Below are 17244 nucleotides of genomic sequence, written 5' to 3' on the forward strand. Positions count from 1 at the left end.
AAATGTCGTTTGAATGGGATATCGAGAAGGCGAAACTCAACCTCGCCAAGCACGGTGTCTCTTTCGAGTTCGCGACACGGGTATGGCATGATCCCCACTACGCGCTCTTTCTGGACCGCGTGGTAGACGGTGAGCAGCGGTGGCATGCCGTGGGCCTCGTCGATGGAACCATGATCGTGCTTGTAGTGCACACCTATCCCGCTGGAGACGATGAGGACCATGTCAGAATCATCAGCGCCCGAAAGGCGACGCCTTCAGAAACACGCCGGTATGGGCGGTAAGCCCTTCAGCCCCGAGGAGCTGGAACAGTTGGCTCGCCTGAGGGCCATGCGCGACGAGGATATCGACCTCAGCGACATTCCAGAGATCACCGATGAGCAATGGGCGACAGCCGTCCGCCCAGGCTTGAGCCGCCCCATCAAGATGCCCGTCACCATTCGGCTCGACGCCGACATCGTAGGCTGGTTCAAGGAACACGCGGGCGGCAAGCCCTATCAGACCGAGATCAACCGCGTGCTTCGCCAGCATGTGGCCAAAGCAGAAAAGAAGCGCGCCTGATGACCACCAACGTCCAACCCGCCCCCGCCTCGGCCTACGACATGGCTCCGAACGAGCAGGTCGAGCAGACCGCAACCTTCGCCCTGCTGGTCGACAACGAGCCGGGCGTGCTGCACCGCGTGGTGGGGCTGTTCGCCGCCCGCGGCTACAACATCGAGAGCCTCACGGTCGCCGAGACCGACCACAAGGCCCACACCAGCCGCATCACCGTGGTGACGCGCGGCACGCGCCAGGTCTTGGACCAGATCGAGGCCCAGCTGAACAAGGTGGTCAATGTCCGCCGCGTGCACGACGTGACCCGCGACCCCAACGGCGTCGAGCGCGAGCTGGCCCTGGTCAAGGTGCGCGGCTCGGGCGTCGACCGCGTCGAGGCCCTGCGCATCGCCGAGATCTTCCGCGCCAAGCCTGTGGACACCACGCTCGAGAGCTTCGTGTTCGAGATCTCGGGCGCGCCGTCCAAGATCGACAAGTTCCTGGACCTGATGCGGCCGCTGGGCCTGGTGGAACTGTCGCGCACCGGCGTGCTTTCCATCGAGCGGGGCGTCGAAGGAATGTAGCCATGCCGGGCGCGAGCCTCATCGCCGGTCTTGTCGCGGGGATCGCCCTCGCCGGCCAGCAGCCCGCGCCCCCAGTCGCTGTAACGCCCGCGCCGGATCCCGCAGCCTGGTGGACCCCGGCGATCCCCAAGCCGCCGCCCGAGCAGGACCCGTTTCAGGGTCGGCGCCTGCGCAAGGGCGAGCAACTGGTCCCGATCGACAACGGCGTCGATCCCCTGCTCTACCGCCTGTGGGGTCTGCAGCCCCTGCAGAGCCAATTGATCAAGCCCGGCGAGCTGGTGCTGGAGGCCTGGGCCCGGCCGGCCACCGGCGTGCGCCAGGCCGTGGTCCGGGTGACGGTGCGCCGCGACGGCCGCGCCTTCGTCCAGGCTCGCGCGGGCCTCGGCTGCTGCACGCCCGAGATCGGCCGCCGGGTCGATATCGACGCCGAGCTTGCCCCTGAGCAGATCGCGCCGCTCAAGGCCTTGGTCGGAAATCCGCTGTGGGGCCAGCCCCGCGCGGTGACCATCGACTACGGCGGCGGAGCGGTCGAGCCCGTGTGCCTGGACGGCGTCTCCTGGGACGTAACCCTGCTGATCCCCGGCCAGGCCCGGCACCTGCGGCGAGCCTGCGACGACGCCGAGGTGGGCTCCATCGCCCCGGCCCTGGCCTCGGCCCTGTCGGCGGCCACGGGCCGCGACGCCCGCTTCGACGCCATGTTCGCCCACGGTGGCGACTTCTCGCGCCAGCAGCGGGCGTACGAGGCGCTGATCGCCTCGGGCGGCCGGCTCAAGCCCGCCGCCAACAGCCGCCCCCAGCCGGCGGCCGCGCCGATCTCGCCGGACGACGACGCGCCGGAGCCCGCTCCAACCTCGCCGCAATAGGTTTGGGAGAGGCCTTTCAAGGGCACGCCCTGAAATTGCAATTTCTGGATAACGCCGTTATCAACCTTGGCCATAAAACCTCGGGAGGAATCGCCATGGCCAAGACCGTCGCCCTGAAAACCCTGCTGGCCGCCGCCGGCCTCGCCGCCGCGCTCGGCGCCTCGCCCGCCTTGGCCCAGGCCGTGCCGAACACCCCTCAGATCAAGTTCGACCCGATCGGCGACCATCCGGCACCCCCTGCGGGCCTGAACGCCTCGTGCACCAAGGCGCCCGACGGCGGCTACCAGGCCAGCAAGACCTGCCCGGTCATCTATTACGGGACCACCAAGACCTGGATCTACAGCTACAACGACAACCGCGTCTCGTTCGCCCTGGTCACCTACGGCGCCGACGGCTCGGTCCTGCGCAACGTCGAATATCCCGGCGGCCGGTATGTCTTCGACGCCTTGAGCGACGACCAGGGCCAGAAGATCACCATCATCGGCCAGGCCCAGGCCTCGGTCGTGGTCAACTGGTCGGACCTGCCGCACTAGCACCGACCGGCGCGCTTCATCCCACCTTCAACGCGTTGAAGCGGTAGAGCAGCGCGCCCAACACCGCCCCGATCGCCGGGGCCACGAAGAACAGCCACAACTGCGCCAAGGCCTGGCCGCCCACCAGGACGGCCGGGCCGAAGCTGCGCGCGGGATTCACGGAGACCCCGGTCACCTGGATGCCGACGATGTGGATCACGGCCAGGCAGATGCCGATGCCCAGCCCCGCGAAGCCGGGCGCGGCGTCGGCGCCCGTCGCGCCCAGGATCACGATCACAAACAGGGCGGTCATCACCACCTCGAAGGCAAAGGCCGCCTCCAGGCCGTAGCCGCCGCCATAGCCCGGCCCCCAGCCGTTCTGGCCCAGGCCGTGGGCGGTGGAGCCCGCGATCAGCAGCAACACCCCGGCGCCCGTCGTCGCTCCGACGAACTGGGCCACCCAGTACAGCGCCATATCCTTGGCGCTCATCCGCCCGGCCACGAAGACCGCCAGGCTGACGGCCGGATTGACGTGGCAGCCGGAGATCGGCCCGATCCCATAGGCCATGGCCACGATCGCGAAGCCGAAGGCCAGGGCTATGCCTAGCTGCCCCACGTGGTCCCCGCCCAGCACCGCCGCGCCGCAGCCGAACAGCACCAGGGCGAACGTGCCGATGAACTCGGCCACCAGTTTCGACATTTGAACGCCTCCCTCTATCGGGCCGCCTCTTCTCGAAGACGGGCCGGGGAACTTGGCGCTCTTTGCTTGGGCCGGGGAATAGGGCGAAACCGCCAGGCGCGGCGAGGCGTCGCCCTAGACGCGTTCAGGTGTCCAGCAACAGGTCCGGGCGTGATCGCAGGCGGGCGGCGTCGCGCAGGGGCGGCGCGCCGAACATCCGGGCGTATTCGCGGCTGAACTGCGAGGCGCTGTCATAGCCCACCGCGTGACCGGCCGAACCCGCGTCCAGGCGCTGGGCCAGGATCAGCTTGCGCGCCTCCTGCAGGCGGATCTGCTTCTGGTACTGCAGGGGACTGAGGGCGGTGACCGCCTTGAAGTGGCGATGAAGGGCCGAAGGGCTCATCCGCGCCTCGGAGGCCAGCTCCTCGATGCTGAACGGCTGGTCGAAGTGGCGCTGGATCCAGCCGATGGCCCGCTTGACCTGGCGCATGCGGCCGTCGGCCCGGGCGATCTGGGCCAGGCGCGGCCCCTGGTCGCCCAGCAGCATGCGGTAGAGGATCTCGCGCTCGATCAGCGGCGCCAGGACGGCGGCTTCACGCGGATCGTCGATCAGGCGGACCATCCGCACCACCGCGTCCAGTAGCGGCGCATTGACCTGGCAGACCGCCATGGCTGCGACCAGGGGGCCGGCGTCCTGCGCCAGGGCCGGCTCGCCGCCCAGCTGCAGCAGCAGGTCGCCGATCACCGCCGGGTCCAGGGTCATCTTGAAGCACAGGTAGGGCTGCTCGGGCGAGGCGTCGACCACCTGGCCGATCACCGGCAGGTCGACCGAGGCCACCAGGTAGTTCATGGCGTCGTAGACCAGCACCGCGCCGCCGCTCATCACCTGCTTGCGCCCTCGGGCCACCACGCAGACCGCCGCGCCGAACACGCCATGGCTGGGCTCGGTGGGATGGCTGATCCGCAGGATGGAAGCCTTGTCGCCGATCTCTCGCGCGCCGTCCTCGGGCACGTATCGTTCAATCAGCGCGGCGAGTTCGCCTTGCTCGATCATCGACATTTCCTTTTGTTGAAGGCCGTTTCCCTACGCCCGCCGAGCGGCGGCGTCACGCCTTGCAAAGGTGATGTGCAGGATCGTGCAATCAAGGGAGAGCATCGGTCTATCGAGAACGGCGGTTCATGGGTCATGGTGTGGATGTCCCGCCTCGCCGCCATAGCCGCCCTCTTCCCGAACCGATCCGGTCCGGGAACCGGACGTCACGACGGCCATCCGCCCCCGAGGATATCATGACACGCTACCTCCCCCGCCGGCCCCAGGCCGCGCCCAAAACCGCGCCTGCATGGTTCGTGGCCGCGCTGCTGGCCGCCGCCGCCCTCCTCACCGCCGTCACGCCCGTGTTCGGGTCCGCCTCGGGAGCCTTCCATTGATCGGCCGCCGCGTTTCCGGCGTCTGGGCCAGCGCCAACGGGACGGTGAGCCTGGAGCTGCTGCCCGACGGACGCTTCGAGGAGCACCACGAGGGCGAGCTGGTTTTCGAGGGCCATTACGAGCTGGTCGGCGACGACCTGCGCCTGTTCGAGGACGGCGGCGGGCAGCTTTCGGGCCGGCTGACCGAAGGCCGTCTCAGCCTGACCCCGCCGCCCCGCGCCGAGGGGCGTCGACGTCCGTACGCAAGACGCTCTTCCCTCGAAGACCCCCACCCCCTATATTGAGTCCGTCCGGGTTCGCCCGGACTATGGGGATAAACGCGCACGTAATAAGCGGACTGGACCCGGGTGCGATTCCCGGCGGCTCCACCAAAACCTCCCGAGTTATCACGGGAATGCATGGGGCCGATCAGCATCGACAGACGTGTAAAGGTGTATGCTTTCTCTCGGCGTGGCTCACCGTTCCGGGCCGCTAAACTAAATGCGAACGATAACTTCGCTGAAGAGTTCGCCATCGCCGCGTAATGCGGTGCGGGTGAATTCGCCTCTTAAGTCCTAGGGGTTCAGATCCTTAGGCGGGGCCCGGAGGGAGCCTGCCAACAGAATCCCTCCACTTCTCCCGATATCGCCGACGCGCTTTCCTCCTCACCCGCAAAGCGGGGGAGGTGGCGCGATGCGGATACGCATCGTGACGGAGGGGGCGTCCAGCCGCCGCACAACGCCCCCTCCGTCTCGCCGCTGCGCGCCGAGCCACCTCCCCCGTTTCACGGGTGAGGAAGAAAATTGACGCCCGCGCCACCTTCTCGTGGCCACCGCGACACGCTACTCTCCGTGTTCCGTTCCAGTTCCCGCTTTCGATGGACCGCATGGCCCAGACCAATCCGCCTGAAGATCTGATGCAGTATGAGGCCATGGCCCAGGACGCCCTGCGTGGCGTCGTGAAGGCCGCGCTGAAGAAGGCCGCCGCGCCCGGCGGCCTGCCCGAACCGCACCACCTCTACATCACCTTCAAGACCCAGGCGGCCGGCGTGTCGGGTCCTCAGGACTTGCTGAGCAAGTATCCCGACGAGATGACCATCATCCTCCAGCACCAGTATTGGGACCTGGCGCCGGGCGAGACCTTCTTCTCGGTGACCCTGAAGTTCGGCGGCCAGCCCAAGCGGCTGTCGGTCCCCTATGCGGCGGTCACCCGGTTCTACGACCCGTCGGTGCAGTTCGCCCTGCAGTTCGAAGCCCCGGAGATCGTTCCGCAGGAGCCCGAGCCCGAGCCGGAACCCGAGGTCGCCCCGGTCGCCGAGGGCGGCGAGGAAGCGCCGAAGATCATCTCGCTCGACCAGTTCCGCAAGAAATAGCCGCGTGAGCGACATCGCCTCGGACAAGCCCGAAACGCTGACCGACGAGGCGATCCTCGCGCGCTTCCACGCGGCCAGGAACCCGCCGGGCAGCTCGCGCACCCTCGGCTTCCACATGCTGTCGGTGAACCAGGCCGAGCGCCGGGTCGAGATCGCCTTCGCCCCCACGCTGGAGGCCACCGGCAATCCGATGGGCCAGGTCCAGGGCGGCTATGTCTGCGCCATGCTGGACGAGTGCATGTCGGTGGCGGGCCTGGTCACCTCGGGCATGACCTGCGTGGTGCCCACCCTGGAGATGAAGACCAGCTTCCTGCGTCCCGCCATGCCCGGCCCGCTGAAGGGCGTGGGCTGGGTGGTGCGCTGGGGCAAGACGGTCTGCTTCCTGGAGGGCGAGCTCTACGACCCCGAGGGACGGCTGCTGGCCAAGGCCAGCGCCACGGCGATCCCCACCCCGTTCGTGAAGTTCAAGAAGTAGGGCGGCATGCGGCGGTTCGCGGGCCTGATCCTGGGTTTGCTTCTGCCGTTTCTCGCCGTTCCGGCCTGCGCCCAGGCCCCCGCCGCCAAAAACCCCTTCAAGGGCTGGGCCAGCGTCGTGGTGGCCGGCGACTGGCACGCCCATTCGGGCGGCCCCACCGAGGCCTTCGACAACGCCCGCCGCGACGTAGCCGCGAGCCTGGTCGGCCTGGGCTTCTCGCCGACGGCCATCCGGCAGTATTCGGTGCGGCCGGCGCGCTACCCCGCCGTTCGTCCGGAAAAGACCGAGATGGACGCCATCCATACGGGCCTGCGCGACCTGGCGGCCGCCAACCCCGCCGGCTGCCTGTTCTACATCACCAGCCACGGTGCGCCCGAGGGCGTGATCCTGGACGAGGACATCCTGCCGCCGCCTCTGATGGCGGCAGTGATCGACGACGCCTGTCCCGGCCGTCCTTCGATCGTGGTGATCTCGGCCTGCTTCTCGGGCGTCTTCGTCCAGCCGCTGCAGCGCAACGACCGGATGATCCTGACCGCGGCGCGATCGGATCGCACCTCGTTCGGCTGCGGCGAGGACGACAAGTATCCCTATTTCGACGACTGCTTCCTGTTGTCGGCCAAGACCGCGCCCGACTTCGCGGCGCTGGGCCGGGCGGTGCAGGCGTGCGTGGCCCGCAGGGAGCGCGAGACCGGGGCGACGCCGGCTTCGGAGCCCCAGCTGTGGATCGGCCCGGGCCTGCGCCCCCTGCTGCCGCTCTACGCCTTCGTTCGCCCGCCGGTGAAGGCTACTCCGCCCCGTCGCTGAACGATCGGGCGTCCACCGGAAAGACGGTCCGGAGCGGTCGCGGGGCCTTTGATCCGAGGGCGGGGCGCCCTAGAAGTCAGCACATCGTTTTTCCATAACCGCCGAGGTCTTGTTCGTGACGCTGCGTCTTTCGTTCAGGGCCGTCCTTTCGGCGGCGATCATCGGTTGCGGCCTGTTCGGCGCGACGATGGCCGAGACCCAGGACGCCGCGTCCGCCCCGCCGCCGGCCACGACTCCGGCCGCCGCCCTTCCCGACGCGCCGATCCCCTACGCCGCCACGCGCCGGCGCATCCCACGGCCGCGTCCCGCGCCCGCCGCGCCGCCCCAGACGCCCCCGGCCGAGGCCGTCGCCGGAGCGCCCGCTCCCGCCGCCCCGGCCGCCGCACCGGTCCTCGCCCCGACCGCGCCCCTGCCCGTCGCCGAGCTGGAGGCCTATGTCGACGGCGTCGTCCGTGACCGGATGGTTCGCGACCACATCGCCGGGGTCACCGTCTCGGTCGTCCAGAACGGCCAGGTGGTGCTCAAGAAGGGCTATGGCGTGGCCAGCCTGAAGGACGGCCGGCGCGTCGATCCCGACACGACCCTGTTCCGCGTCGGCTCGATCTCCAAGACCTTCACCTGGATCGCCCTGATGAACGAGGTCGACGCCGGGCGCATGCGTCTGGACACGCCGATCAACATCTACCTGCCCGAGAAGCTGCAGCTGAAGGACCAGGGCAAGAAGACCCAGGTGCAGCTGCGCGACCTGATGACCCACACCGCCGGGTTCGAGGACCGGGCGCTGGGCCAGCTGTTCGAGCGCGACGTGCGCCGCGAGCGGCCGCTGGAGCTGTATCTGCGCCAGGAGCGCCCCAACCGCGTGCGCGAGCCCGGCCTGCTGCCGGCCTATTCCAACTATGGCGCGGGCCTGGCCGGCGCCGCCCTGGCCAACGTCACCGGCCAGCCGTTCGAGAAGGAGGTCACCGACCAGGTGATCTTCCCCGCCGGCCTGACCCACACCACCTTCCGCGAGGCCCGCGAGTGGCGCGACGGCCTGCCCGCCCCGATGGCCCCGGCCCTGGCCGCCGGCCTGTCGGACGGCTTCCGCTGGACCCCGCTGGGCTTCCAGACCGAAGATCCGGAGTTCATTGGCCACATCGCCCCCGCCGGCTCGGCCTCCAGCACCGCCGGGGACATGGCCCGCTACATGACCCTGCTGTTGAACGGCGGGACCATCGACGGCAAGACCGTGTTCTCGGCCCGCGCGGCCAACCTCTTCCGCACGCCGATGTACCGCCCCGCCGAGGGCGCGCCGGGCTCGAACGCCGGCTTCATGGACATGGCCCTGCCCGGCGGCCATCGCGGCTTCGGCCACGGCGGCGCGACCCTATGGTTCCACTCCAACATGACCCTGGTGCCGGACCTGGGCCTGGGCGTGTTCGTGTCGACCAACACCGACACCGGCGCCGACCTGGCCGCCACCCTGCCGGCCACGATCCTCGAGCGCTTCTACGTCCGCCCGCCGGAAGTCCCCGCCCCCAGCCGGATCACCCACGACCAGGCCCGGGCCTACGAAGGCCAGTTCCTGACCACCCGCCGCGCCTATGGCGGTCTGGAAGGCTTCATCGACCGGCTGATCGGCGAGGCCAAGGTGCGCGCCGCCCCCGACGGTCGCCTGACCCTCACCCTGGACGGCCGCTCCAGCCTGTGGACCGCCACCGACCAGCCCGACACCTTCGCGCCGGTCAGCGGCCCGGGCCTGCTGGTCTTCGAACGCGAGGACGGCAAGGTCGTGCGCTTCTTCTCGCCCATCGGCGTCGCCGCCTACGAGCGCATCGGCTTCCCGCACCAGCCGGGTCTGTTGAAGACCTTCGCCGCCCTGGCCGCCCTGGCCGCCATCGCCACCCTGATCGGCGTGGCCACCCGCGACCGCCGCGAGTCGCGCCAGACCCCCACCCAGGCCCGCGCCAGCCTGCTGCAGACCATCCAGGCCCTGCTGTGGCTGGTGGCCCTGATCGGGGTCGGCGTCTTCGCCAGCGGCGCCGGCGACGTGGCCGCGGTCGTCTACGGCTGGCCCAGCGGCTGGCTGCTGACCGCCTCGGCCTGCGCCTTCGTCTCCACCCTGCTGACCCTGGCCACCCTGGCCATGCTGCCGGTGGTGTGGCGCGGCGGGCGGCGGGTCGACAGCTGGACCTCGCTGCGCAAGCTGGCCTTCACCTGCACCACCCTGATCTTCCTGAGCTTCGCTCTGATCCTGGCGGCCTGGGGCTTCCTGGAATTCTGGAACGCCTAGAGCCACGGCTGGGGACAGGCGCATGCGCCTGTCCCCGACCCGCGCACCGGCACATCCCCTGCATTCATCACCCAGAGAGACGCCCTGGGGGAGCCGATCGTGTCAAAACTGGACGCCGCCATTTTCGCCGCCGCCGGCCTGCTGGCCTGGCTGGCCGCCACCCTGTTCTATGCGGCCTATGGCGGCGGCCTGCTGGAAAAGGCCTTCTGGTTCTATGCGGTCAACGCCTTCGCGGCGGCGGCGGCCACGACCTTCGTCTTCGTGCTGGCGTCGCGTTTCCGGCGCATCCCGCGCGGCCGGCGGCTTTATCCCGCCATCGCCTTCGGCGTGCCGATCCTGGCGGGCGCCGACCTGGTGCTGGCCCATTTCGAGAAGCTGATCTCCGACGATCCGGTCAGCATCGGCCGCTACGGCGCCTTCGTGCTGGTGGCCCTGCTGTCGATCGGCGCGTCAGTCTTCGAGCGTGCTCCGCAGAAAGCGCGACTCTAGCTTCCGCACCACGATGACGATCCGCTCGCGCTCGGCCGGCCGGCGCTCGACCAGCAGCCGGGCCACCTGGGCGTCGTCGTGGAAGGCGTAGCCCTTGATGGCGTCCAGCAGGGCTTTCGCCAGGTTATCCAGGTCCATCCACGGCGGTTCGCCGACGAACTCCATGCCGATCTCGACCGAGAACTCGCCCCAGGCCGGGCGCGAACCGCGCCAGGACTTGCGGAAGAACTCGTAGATCAGCGGCTTGTAGTACTTGGCCTGGGTGGTCAGGCCGTCGACCACCAGGGTCAGTTCGCCGCCGTCCTCGCGGGCCCGGACCTTGCCGTGATGCGTCCAGCCGTCATCCATTACGAGATCGGCTCGACCTTCACGGCCGTGCCGTAGGCCAGCACCTCGGTAATGCCTTCCATGATCTCGTTGGCGTCGTAGCGCATGGCGATGACGGCGTTGGCGCCCATCTCGCCGGCGTGGGCCACCAGCAGCTCGTAGGCCTCCTTGCGGGCGGCCTCGGCCAGGTCGACATAGATCGACAGCTTGCCGCCGAAGATCGACTGGATCGAACCGCCGATATTGCCGATCACGCTGCGCGAGCGGACGGTGACGCCGCGCACCAGCCCCAGATGGGCGACGATGCGATAGCCGGGCAGATCGTTGGTCGTGGCGACGAGCATGGGTGTCTCCTTGTCTTGGGTCGGTATAGCCAACGGCGCCCCGCCGCGTCCCTCACAAACCCACCATCGCCGCCAGCTTCAGCACCGTGTTCCAGTTGCGGCTGGTGTTGCTGGGCAACCGCTTGGTCTTCTTCCAGTCGCGATCGAGCATCGAGTGTCCGACATCCTCGGGATAGTCGACATAGAGTTCGCGGCCACGCGCCTGGAAGGTCTCGGGTCCGGTGATCGCCGCCCGCAGCGTCGCCTCGTCGCCGTCCGGCAGCGGGGCCTTCATGAAGTGGACGAGCAGGTGATTGGGGTGGGCCTTGGCCTGATCCGGATACGGATTGCCGTCAATAATCGCCTTCAGCTCGGCCGGGGTCCGAACGAAGAACTCGGTGCGCAAACCCATGCGCTTTTCCAGCCCGTCCTCCAGGCGCTTTTCGATGTCGGCGTCAGAACCGCCCTTCCCCCACAGCACCAGGTTGCCGCTGGCCAGCAGGGTCTTGGCCTCGTCGAAACCCAGTTCCTCGGCCAGGCCCAGCAGGTCGTCCTTCAGCACCTTTCGGCCGCCGACATTGACGCCGCGCAGCAGGGCGATGTGAGGGCTCATGGCGGAACTCCGTTCTTCGAACGTTCCCGTCGTAGCGTCGCCGGTGCGGCTTCGCAAGCACCGAGCGTTGCCCTCCGCCCGCCTTGGGTCTAGACCGCGCTCGACCGTTTTTCCGGAGACCCGCCGCATGACCGCCACGCGCAACGAGACCGACACCTTCGGCCCGATCGCCGTCGAGAACGACAAGTACTGGGGCGCTCAAGCCCAGCGCTCGCTCGGCAACTTCAAGATCGGCTGGGAGAAGCAGCCGCTTCCCGTCGTCCGCGCCCTGGGCATCGTCAAGCGCGCCGCCGCCGAGGCCAACCTGGCCCTTGGCAAGCTGGATCCGAAGATCGCCGAAACCATCGTCGCCGCGGCCAACGAGGTGATCGAAGGCAAGCTGAACGAACACTTCCCGCTGGTGGTCTGGCAGACCGGCTCCGGCACCCAGTCGAACATGAACGCCAACGAGGTGATCTCGAACCGCGCCATCGAGATGCTGGGCGGCGAGATGGGCAGCAAGAAGCCCGTCCACCCCAACGACCACGTCAATATGAGCCAGTCGTCGAACGACACCTATCCGACGGCGATGCACGTGGCCTGCGCCGAGCAGATCGTCCATGACCTGCTGCCGGCCCTGAAGCACCTGCACACGGCCCTCAAGGCCAAGTCCGACGCCTGGGCCAAGATCATCAAGATCGGCCGCACCCATACGCAAGACGCCACCCCGCTGACGCTGGGCCAGGAGTTCGGCGGCTACGCCCAGCAGGTCGAGAACGGCATCGCCCGGATCGAGAGCACCCTGCCGGCCCTGATGCAGCTGGCCCAGGGCGGCACCGCCGTCGGCACCGGCCTGAACGCCCCCATCGGCTTCGCCGAGAAGGTGGCCGAGCAGATCGCCGGCATCACCGGCCTGCCCTTCACCACCGCCCCGAACAAGTTCGAGGCCCTGGCCGCCCACGACGCCATGGTCTTCAGCCACGGCGCGATCAACACCGTGGCCGCCAGCCTGTTCAAGATCGCCAACGACATCCGCTTCCTGGGCTCGGGCCCGCGCGCGGGCCTCGGCGAGCTCTCCCTGCCGGAGAACGAGCCCGGCTCGTCGATCATGCCGGGCAAGGTCAACCCGACCCAGTGCGAAGCCCTCACCCAGGTCTGCGTGCAGGTGTTCGGCAATCACGCCGCCGTCACCTTCGCCGGCAGCCAGGGCCACTTCGAGCTGAACGTCTTCAACCCGGTGATGGCCTACAACTTCCTGCAGTCGGTGCGCCTGGTGTCGGACGCCGCCATCAGCTTCACCGACAACTGCGTCGTCGGCATCGAGCCGCGCGTCGACAACATCCAGAAGGGCGTCGAGAACAGCCTGATGCTGGTCACGGCCCTGAACGGCAAGCTGGGCTACGACGCCTGCGCCAAGATCGCCAAGACCGCGCACAAGAACGGCACCACCCTGCGCGAGGAAGCCGTCGGCGGCGGCTACCTGACCAACGAAGAGTTCGACCAGTACGTCCGCCCCGAGAACATGATCTCGCCGGGCTGATTTCGTTGATCCAGCTGATCCGGATCATCCACGAACTTCCGGAAGGCTTCGACGCTCTCCTCGCCGACGCGGCGAGCGAGGGCGTCGGCCACATGGCGCTGCTGGCTCAGGGGTGGGCCAGCGGCGACCAGCGCTTCGACCGCGATGGCGAAACCCTACTGGGCGCGCTGCTCGCGGGAGAACCGGCGGGGATCGGCGGCCTGTCGGTCGAGACCGCCGCCACCGAACCCGCCCGCCGCGTGCGCCGCTTCTACGTTCGCCCCGCCTTCCGCCGGCAAGGCGTGGCCCGCACCCTGGCCTCGGCCCTGGTGCAGGAAGCCCTCGACCAGGTCGACCTCCTGACCTGCAACGCCACCGCCTCCCCCGCCGCCGCGCCCTTCTGGGAAGCCCAGGGCTTTTCGCCGGACGCGTCAGGACCTTGGACGCACGTGCTGCGGCGGAGTCTCCGATGAGCGCACCTCTCGATTTCGCGCGGGATGGCGCAGCCCATTTCGCCAACGTCCTATCGGCGGGCGAGCTCTCGATGCTCCAAGACCTTGCCGATCAGGCCGTGGGCGCACGTCCCGGAGCCCGTCTGCGCGGCGCCGAGGTGCTCGATCCCATCCTGGCGACCACGGGGTCCGTCGGTGCCCTGGCCGCCCGCCTGACCTCGCCCGCCGCTCGCCCTGTCCGGGCCGTGATGTTCGACAAGACGCCGGACTCCAACTGGGCCGTCGCCTGGCACCAGGACCGTGTACTGCCCGTGGCCGAGCGGATCGAGGTCGACGGCTTCGGCCCTTGGTCCACCAAGGATGGCCAGTTGCACGTGGCCCCGCCGTTCGCGATCCTGGCCCGCATGGTCACCCTGCGCGTCCATCTCGACCCCGTGGACGCCGCCAACGCTCCGTTGCGCGCGGCGCTGGGCTCGCACCGCCTGGGCCGCGTGGCGGCCAGCGACGTGGCCGCCCGCGCCGCCGAGCATCCGGTGATCGATTGCCTGGCGAAGGCCGGCGACGTCTGGGCCTACGCCACTCCGATCCTGCATGCCTCCGACCGCGCCGAACCGCCGCGCCGACGGCGGGTGCTGCAAGTCGATTACGCCGATTTCGACCTGCCCGGCGGCCTCTCCTGGGCGGGCGTGACCACGAGATGACCGCCCTCGACCGCCCGTATTGGATCGAGGCGCTGTTCGAGCGGCGCGAGGGGTGGGACCCCGGCGCCTATCCCTTCAACCTGCCCGTGGTGCGCAATCTCGACCGCCTGGCCTTCCATCCGCGCGTGACCTTCCTGGTCGGCGAGAACGGCTCGGGCAAGTCGACCCTGATCGAAGCCCTGGCCGTGGCCTGGGGCTTCAACGCCGAGGGCGGCTCGACGGGCGTGAACTTCACCACCCGCTCCTCCCACTCGCCGCTGTCCCAGCACATCCGCCGGGTCCGAAGCCATCTGCGGCCCATCGACGGCTACTTCCTGCGGGCCGAGAGCTTCTTCAACGTCGCCAGCTATATCGAGGAAGTCGGCGTCTCCGGCTATGGCGACGTCCCTCTCCACGAACAATCCCACGGCGAGGCCTTCTTCGCCCTGTTCGACAACCGCTTCCGGGGCGACGGGCTGTACATCCTCGACGAGCCCGAAGCGGCCTTGTCACCGCAGCGCCAGCTGTCGTTCCTGGCGCGGCTGCACGAGCTGGTCCTGGCCCGCTCGCAGTTCATCATCGCCACCCACTCGCCGATCCTGCTGGGCTATCCCGACGCCTGGATCTACCAGGCTTCCGAACGCGGCCTGGAGCGTGTGGAGTACGAAGACACCGAGCACTTCCAGGTGACCCGCAACTTCCTCAACCGCCGCCAGACCTTCCTGGACGTGCTGCTGTCGGACGACGAGGAGCCATGATAGCCTTCGCCCCATGGGCAAGGTCGAACTCGACATCGGCATAGACTCGGAGCTGCTGGCTCAGGCCAAGCGGCTGGGGATTTCCGTCGCCGGCATGAGCGAGACCCAACTGCGGCTGCACCTCCAGAAGGTCGATCCCGCCGGCGCCGAGGAACGCGCCCGGCGATGGGCCGAGGAGAACGCCGAGGCGCTGAAGGCACTCCATAAGTTCGTCGAAGAGCACGGCGCATTTGGAGATGATCTGCGCACGTGGTGATCCGTCAGTACGACGTATTCGACAACCCGAGCGCGCCGACGCGCGCAACAATCCCTTATGTCGTCGTCCTGCAATCCCACTTGTTCGAGGCTCTGCCGACGCTGGTCATCGCGCCTCTGATGCGTCTCGATCAATCCGTACAAGGCGGCAAAATCTTGGTCGAAGTGAGTTTCGCCGACGAAAACCTAGTCGTGAACACGGCGTTCCTGGCCAATGTCGAACGTTCACGACTAGGTCGCTCTCGCGGCTCTCTCTTGACCTACGAAGACGACATCCGTCGCGCCGTCGATCGGCTGTTCACCGGCTTCTGAGGCTTAGCGCTTCTCCACCACGGTCTTGCCGATGGGCGCCAGGGCCACCAGGGCCAGCTGCAGGTCCTTGATGGCGAAGGGGATGCCGATGATCGTCACGGCCTCGGCGGCGGCGGCAATCAGGTGCGACAGGGCGATGTACCAGCCGCCCAGCAGGAACCAGATCACGTTCAGCACGCAGCCCAGCGGACCGGTGCCCAGGTCTTCCTGGCCGGTCAGGGCGTCGCGGGACACGATCTCCTTGCCGAACGGCCAGAAGGCGAAGCCGGCGATCCGCCAGGCCGCGCCCGCATAGGGCAGGCCCACGATGGTGATGGCCAGCAGCGCGCCGCCCAGCAGCCACAGGCAGCCGGAGATGAAACCTCCGAAGATGAACCACAGGATGTTGAGCAGCAGGCGGATCATGACGCGTCTCCGGCGAGGCAGGCCCTAGGCGTGCGACGAATCGCGGCCGATGTCGAGCTTCGCCGTTTTCATGCCTGCGGACGTGACCTTGCCACAAGCTATCGCTATGTGACGGACGAGAAACGAAAGCGCCGCGCGCGATTCCACGCGCCGTCACGAGGATCCCATGGGCCTGTTCCGCAAGAAGAAGCACCAAGCCATCTCGCTGCCGGTCGGCGTCGCCCCCGTTCCCGCCTCGGTGAAGTTCCGCGGCTGCACCTACCGCATGCCCGACCACTGGGTGATCACCAAGCAGCTGCTGGACGGCAAGGACTACGAGCCCTGGGTGCTGGACTACTTCCTGCAGACCCTGAAACCCGGCATGACCGTGCTGGACGTCGGCGCCAGCTGGGGCGCCTTCGCCCTGCCCGCCGCCAAGAAGATCGGCCCCACCGGCCAGGTGATCGCCATCGAGATGAGCCCCGGCAACGGCCGGGTGATCCTGGAGAGCGCCAAGGCCAACGCCGTCGACAACATCCGCCTGATCCTGGTGGGCGTGTCCGACAAGCTGGAGACGGCCGTCATGCGTCGCCAGACCATGCACAACAACCACCAGCTTGAGCCTGCGGGCCAGGCCGCCCCGGACGACCTCTCCGACTACGACTTCGCGCCGGTCGTCCCGATCGACCTGCTACGCGGGGAACTAGGCAAAGTCGACGTGATGAAGATCGACATCGAGGGCATGGAATATCGCGCCTTCATGGGCGCCAAGGCCTTCATGGCCGAGCAGAAGCCGATCACCTTCCTGGAATATTCGCCGCGCTTCCAGGCCGAGACCTCGCGCGCCGAGGGCTCGGCCCTGCTGAGCTTCTTCCTCGACATGGGCTACGGCGTCGAGATCCTGCATCGCAAGAAGAAGCGCGAAACCGTCAAGGGCGACACGCCCGCCGAGGTGATCGCCAAGATCGACGCGGCCTGGACGCACCATGTGGAGGTCGACCGCGGCACCCACCTGGACCTGTGCCTGAAGGCGAAGGGCTAAGCCGCTACCTGATCAACTGCCAGCGCTTGGCCCAGCGGCCCTTGCCGAAGCGCGAGAGGATCAGCAGGTAGAGGCCTGCATAGATCACAGTGCCGACGCCGACGATGGCCATCGCCCACGGTCCTGGCGTGTGCCAGGGCGGCGGCAGCAGCCAGTTGTGCGGCGGGGCGGTGATCTCCAGCCACAGCCCGCCCACCCAGGCCAGCGAGAACAGCAGCACGGCCGGATAGCGCAGGATCGGGCTCTTCTGGACCAGCAGCAGGAACTGGACGAAACCCACGGCCAGGGCAGCCAGGATCCCCACGGCCGTGCCCAGCCAGACATTGTGCGCCAGGGCGCCGGTGCGCGTGCCGGCCAGCACTGCGGCCCACAACGGCGCCCACAGCACCGGACCGAAGGCCAGCAGCAGGATGCCGAAGCCGATCACCACGCCCAGGCCGCCGCCGATGACCTTGCCGGCCACCTCCCCCGCTTCCTGCGCGGCGCCATGGCCGTGCGGGTCGCCGCTGGGATTCTGGGGCGTGGTCTCCAGTATGGTCTCCAGGCGCGGCAGCGGGCCGTCCTGCGCCAGCGGAAGCATGTTCGTCTGGGACACGCTTCGCTTCGACATCG

General features: G+C 68.5%; 26 protein-coding genes and 1 other RNA gene. 20 read left to right on the top strand and 7 right to left on the bottom strand.

Annotated features, from left to right (window positions below; all coding sequences use genetic code 11):
* Positions 1-2: 2 nt before the first annotated feature.
* From AC07OA_RS11510 to AC07OA_RS11530, 5 genes are all read left to right on the top strand, one after another.
* The gene (locus AC07OA_RS11510; RefSeq protein WP_494663941.1) at positions 3-281 is read left to right on the top strand and encodes a BrnT family toxin; all 279 of its coding nucleotides are present in this window, start codon (positions 3-5) and stop codon (positions 279-281) included.
* Positions 271-558: a BrnA antitoxin family protein gene (locus AC07OA_RS11515; RefSeq protein ID WP_494663942.1), complete on the top strand. Its 288-nt coding sequence runs from the start codon at positions 271-273 to the stop codon at positions 556-558. The genes AC07OA_RS11510 and AC07OA_RS11515 overlap by 11 nt, the downstream gene beginning before the upstream one ends.
* Positions 558-1115, top strand: coding sequence for an acetolactate synthase small subunit (gene ilvN, locus AC07OA_RS11520; RefSeq protein WP_494663943.1), 558 nt, complete (start codon positions 558-560; stop codon positions 1113-1115). The genes AC07OA_RS11515 and ilvN overlap by 1 nt, the downstream gene beginning before the upstream one ends.
* A gap of 2 nt (positions 1116-1117) precedes the next feature.
* Positions 1118-1978 (top strand): hypothetical protein, encoded by an 861-nt coding sequence (locus tag AC07OA_RS11525; RefSeq protein WP_494663944.1) that lies wholly within the window; start codon positions 1118-1120, stop codon positions 1976-1978.
* Positions 1979-2073: 95 nt separating this feature from the next.
* Positions 2074-2511: a hypothetical protein gene (locus tag AC07OA_RS11530; RefSeq protein WP_494663945.1), complete on the top strand. Its 438-nt coding sequence runs from the start codon at positions 2074-2076 to the stop codon at positions 2509-2511.
* Positions 2512-2527: 16 nt separating this feature from the next.
* On the opposite strand, the gene AC07OA_RS11535 is transcribed toward AC07OA_RS11530, so the two are convergent.
* Complete coding sequence (locus tag AC07OA_RS11535) at positions 2528-3190, bottom strand: aquaporin (protein WP_494663946.1); 663 nt, start codon at positions 3188-3190, stop codon at positions 2528-2530.
* A gap of 124 nt (positions 3191-3314) precedes the next feature.
* Positions 3315-4223 (bottom strand): AraC family transcriptional regulator, encoded by a 909-nt coding sequence (locus AC07OA_RS11540; RefSeq protein ID WP_494663947.1) that lies wholly within the window; start codon positions 4221-4223, stop codon positions 3315-3317.
* A 233-nt stretch (positions 4224-4456) separates the two neighbouring features.
* Here AC07OA_RS11540 and AC07OA_RS11545 point away from each other — a divergent pair, with 233 nt between their 5' ends.
* From AC07OA_RS11545 to AC07OA_RS11580, 8 genes are all read left to right on the top strand, one after another.
* The gene (locus tag AC07OA_RS11545; protein ID WP_494663948.1) at positions 4457-4597 is read left to right on the top strand and encodes a hypothetical protein; all 141 of its coding nucleotides are present in this window, start codon (positions 4457-4459) and stop codon (positions 4595-4597) included.
* A complete protein-coding gene (locus AC07OA_RS11550) occupies positions 4594-4881 on the top strand; it encodes an Atu4866 domain-containing protein (protein ID WP_494663949.1) in 288 nt (95 codons plus the stop codon). The genes AC07OA_RS11545 and AC07OA_RS11550 overlap by 4 nt, the downstream gene beginning before the upstream one ends.
* Positions 4847-5211, top strand: a transfer-messenger RNA (tmRNA) gene (gene ssrA / locus AC07OA_RS11555). The genes AC07OA_RS11550 and ssrA overlap by 35 nt, the downstream gene beginning before the upstream one ends.
* 251 nt (positions 5212-5462) lie before the next feature.
* On the top strand, positions 5463-5948 hold the full coding sequence (locus AC07OA_RS11560) for an SspB family protein (protein WP_494663950.1): 486 nt from the start codon (positions 5463-5465) through the stop codon (positions 5946-5948).
* A gap of 4 nt (positions 5949-5952) precedes the next feature.
* Positions 5953-6423, top strand: coding sequence for a PaaI family thioesterase (locus tag AC07OA_RS11565; protein WP_494663951.1), 471 nt, complete (start codon positions 5953-5955; stop codon positions 6421-6423).
* A 6-nt stretch (positions 6424-6429) separates the two neighbouring features.
* A complete protein-coding gene (locus AC07OA_RS11570) occupies positions 6430-7227 on the top strand; it encodes a C13 family peptidase (protein ID WP_494663952.1) in 798 nt (265 codons plus the stop codon).
* A 115-nt stretch (positions 7228-7342) separates the two neighbouring features.
* A complete protein-coding gene (locus tag AC07OA_RS11575) occupies positions 7343-9499 on the top strand; it encodes a serine hydrolase domain-containing protein (protein WP_494663953.1) in 2157 nt (718 codons plus the stop codon).
* Between the two features lie 99 nt (positions 9500-9598).
* Positions 9599-9988: a hypothetical protein gene (locus tag AC07OA_RS11580; RefSeq protein WP_494663954.1), complete on the top strand. Its 390-nt coding sequence runs from the start codon at positions 9599-9601 to the stop codon at positions 9986-9988.
* Here the strand turns inward: AC07OA_RS11580 and AC07OA_RS11585 are convergent.
* The 3 genes from AC07OA_RS11585 to AC07OA_RS11595 are packed head-to-tail and all read right to left on the bottom strand — an operon-like array spanning position 9950 to position 11251.
* On the bottom strand, positions 9950-10336 hold the full coding sequence (locus tag AC07OA_RS11585; protein WP_494663955.1) for a RusA family crossover junction endodeoxyribonuclease: 387 nt from the start codon (positions 10334-10336) through the stop codon (positions 9950-9952). The two genes, AC07OA_RS11580 and AC07OA_RS11585, sit on opposite strands and share 39 nt — an antisense overlap.
* Positions 10336-10659 carry a YbjQ family protein gene (locus tag AC07OA_RS11590; RefSeq protein WP_494663956.1) on the bottom strand — a complete coding sequence of 108 codons (324 nt, stop codon included), beginning with the start codon at positions 10657-10659 and terminating at the stop codon, positions 10336-10338. The genes AC07OA_RS11585 and AC07OA_RS11590 overlap by 1 nt, the downstream gene beginning before the upstream one ends.
* 52 nt (positions 10660-10711) lie before the next feature.
* A complete protein-coding gene (locus AC07OA_RS11595; protein ID WP_494663957.1) occupies positions 10712-11251 on the bottom strand; it encodes a DUF1697 domain-containing protein in 540 nt (179 codons plus the stop codon).
* A gap of 127 nt (positions 11252-11378) precedes the next feature.
* Between AC07OA_RS11595 and fumC the strand changes: the two genes are divergently transcribed.
* The 6 genes from fumC to AC07OA_RS11625 are packed head-to-tail and all read left to right on the top strand — an operon-like array spanning position 11379 to position 15206.
* Positions 11379-12770, top strand: a complete 1392-nt coding sequence (gene fumC / locus AC07OA_RS11600) for a class II fumarate hydratase (RefSeq protein ID WP_494663958.1) — start codon at positions 11379-11381, stop codon at positions 12768-12770.
* A gap of 5 nt (positions 12771-12775) precedes the next feature.
* Positions 12776-13222, top strand: a complete 447-nt coding sequence (locus AC07OA_RS11605) for a GNAT family N-acetyltransferase (RefSeq protein ID WP_494663959.1) — start codon at positions 12776-12778, stop codon at positions 13220-13222.
* Positions 13219-13902, top strand: a complete 684-nt coding sequence (locus AC07OA_RS11610) for a phytanoyl-CoA dioxygenase family protein (protein WP_494663960.1) — start codon at positions 13219-13221, stop codon at positions 13900-13902. Before AC07OA_RS11605 ends, AC07OA_RS11610 begins: the two co-directional genes overlap by 4 nt.
* Entirely contained in the window at positions 13899-14639 is a 741-nt protein-coding gene (locus tag AC07OA_RS11615; protein WP_494663961.1) for an AAA family ATPase, read from the top strand. Before AC07OA_RS11610 ends, AC07OA_RS11615 begins: the two co-directional genes overlap by 4 nt.
* Positions 14640-14652: 13 nt before the next feature.
* Positions 14653-14895 (top strand): type II toxin-antitoxin system CcdA family antitoxin, encoded by a 243-nt coding sequence (locus AC07OA_RS11620; protein ID WP_494663962.1) that lies wholly within the window; start codon positions 14653-14655, stop codon positions 14893-14895.
* Positions 14889-15206 carry a CcdB family protein gene (locus tag AC07OA_RS11625; RefSeq protein ID WP_494663963.1) on the top strand — a complete coding sequence of 106 codons (318 nt, stop codon included), beginning with the start codon at positions 14889-14891 and terminating at the stop codon, positions 15204-15206. The genes AC07OA_RS11620 and AC07OA_RS11625 overlap by 7 nt, the downstream gene beginning before the upstream one ends.
* Before the next feature lie 3 nt (positions 15207-15209).
* Here AC07OA_RS11625 and AC07OA_RS11630 read toward each other — a convergent pair whose 3' ends face one another.
* Positions 15210-15611: a YccF domain-containing protein gene (locus AC07OA_RS11630; protein ID WP_494663964.1), complete on the bottom strand. Its 402-nt coding sequence runs from the start codon at positions 15609-15611 to the stop codon at positions 15210-15212.
* Between the two features lie 166 nt (positions 15612-15777).
* Between AC07OA_RS11630 and AC07OA_RS11635 the strand changes: the two genes are divergently transcribed.
* Positions 15778-16632 carry an FkbM family methyltransferase gene (locus tag AC07OA_RS11635; protein ID WP_494663965.1) on the top strand — a complete coding sequence of 285 codons (855 nt, stop codon included), beginning with the start codon at positions 15778-15780 and terminating at the stop codon, positions 16630-16632.
* A 4-nt stretch (positions 16633-16636) separates the two neighbouring features.
* On the opposite strand, the gene AC07OA_RS11640 is transcribed toward AC07OA_RS11635, so the two are convergent.
* On the bottom strand, positions 16637-17227 hold the full coding sequence (locus AC07OA_RS11640) for a hypothetical protein (protein ID WP_494663966.1): 591 nt from the start codon (positions 17225-17227) through the stop codon (positions 16637-16639).
* Positions 17228-17244: the final 17 nt, after the last annotated feature.

The organism is Caulobacter sp. GW821-FHT09B08 (assembly GCF_059418225.1).

Coding starts and splice junctions, on each gene's coding strand:
- AC07OA_RS11510 (WP_494663941.1), top strand. CDS start 3: ATGTCGTTTGAATGGGATATCGAGAAGGCGAAACTCAACCTCGCCAAG.
- AC07OA_RS11515 (WP_494663942.1), top strand. CDS start 271: ATGGGCGGTAAGCCCTTCAGCCCCGAGGAGCTGGAACAGTTGGCTCGC.
- ilvN (WP_494663943.1), top strand. CDS start 558: ATGACCACCAACGTCCAACCCGCCCCCGCCTCGGCCTACGACATGGCT.
- AC07OA_RS11525 (WP_494663944.1), top strand. CDS start 1,118: ATGCCGGGCGCGAGCCTCATCGCCGGTCTTGTCGCGGGGATCGCCCTC.
- AC07OA_RS11530 (WP_494663945.1), top strand. CDS start 2,074: ATGGCCAAGACCGTCGCCCTGAAAACCCTGCTGGCCGCCGCCGGCCTC.
- AC07OA_RS11535 (WP_494663946.1), bottom strand. CDS start 3,190: ATGTCGAAACTGGTGGCCGAGTTCATCGGCACGTTCGCCCTGGTGCTG.
- AC07OA_RS11540 (WP_494663947.1), bottom strand. CDS start 4,223: ATGATCGAGCAAGGCGAACTCGCCGCGCTGATTGAACGATACGTGCCC.
- AC07OA_RS11545 (WP_494663948.1), top strand. CDS start 4,457: ATGACACGCTACCTCCCCCGCCGGCCCCAGGCCGCGCCCAAAACCGCG.
- AC07OA_RS11560 (WP_494663950.1), top strand. CDS start 5,463: ATGGCCCAGACCAATCCGCCTGAAGATCTGATGCAGTATGAGGCCATG.
- AC07OA_RS11570 (WP_494663952.1), top strand. CDS start 6,430: ATGCGGCGGTTCGCGGGCCTGATCCTGGGTTTGCTTCTGCCGTTTCTC.
- AC07OA_RS11585 (WP_494663955.1), bottom strand. CDS start 10,336: ATGGATGACGGCTGGACGCATCACGGCAAGGTCCGGGCCCGCGAGGAC.
- AC07OA_RS11590 (WP_494663956.1), bottom strand. CDS start 10,659: ATGCTCGTCGCCACGACCAACGATCTGCCCGGCTATCGCATCGTCGCC.
- AC07OA_RS11595 (WP_494663957.1), bottom strand. CDS start 11,251: ATGAGCCCTCACATCGCCCTGCTGCGCGGCGTCAATGTCGGCGGCCGA.
- fumC (WP_494663958.1), top strand. CDS start 11,379: ATGACCGCCACGCGCAACGAGACCGACACCTTCGGCCCGATCGCCGTC.
- AC07OA_RS11610 (WP_494663960.1), top strand. CDS start 13,219: ATGAGCGCACCTCTCGATTTCGCGCGGGATGGCGCAGCCCATTTCGCC.
- AC07OA_RS11615 (WP_494663961.1), top strand. CDS start 13,899: ATGACCGCCCTCGACCGCCCGTATTGGATCGAGGCGCTGTTCGAGCGG.
- AC07OA_RS11620 (WP_494663962.1), top strand. CDS start 14,653: ATGGGCAAGGTCGAACTCGACATCGGCATAGACTCGGAGCTGCTGGCT.
- AC07OA_RS11630 (WP_494663964.1), bottom strand. CDS start 15,611: ATGATCCGCCTGCTGCTCAACATCCTGTGGTTCATCTTCGGAGGTTTC.
- AC07OA_RS11635 (WP_494663965.1), top strand. CDS start 15,778: ATGGGCCTGTTCCGCAAGAAGAAGCACCAAGCCATCTCGCTGCCGGTC.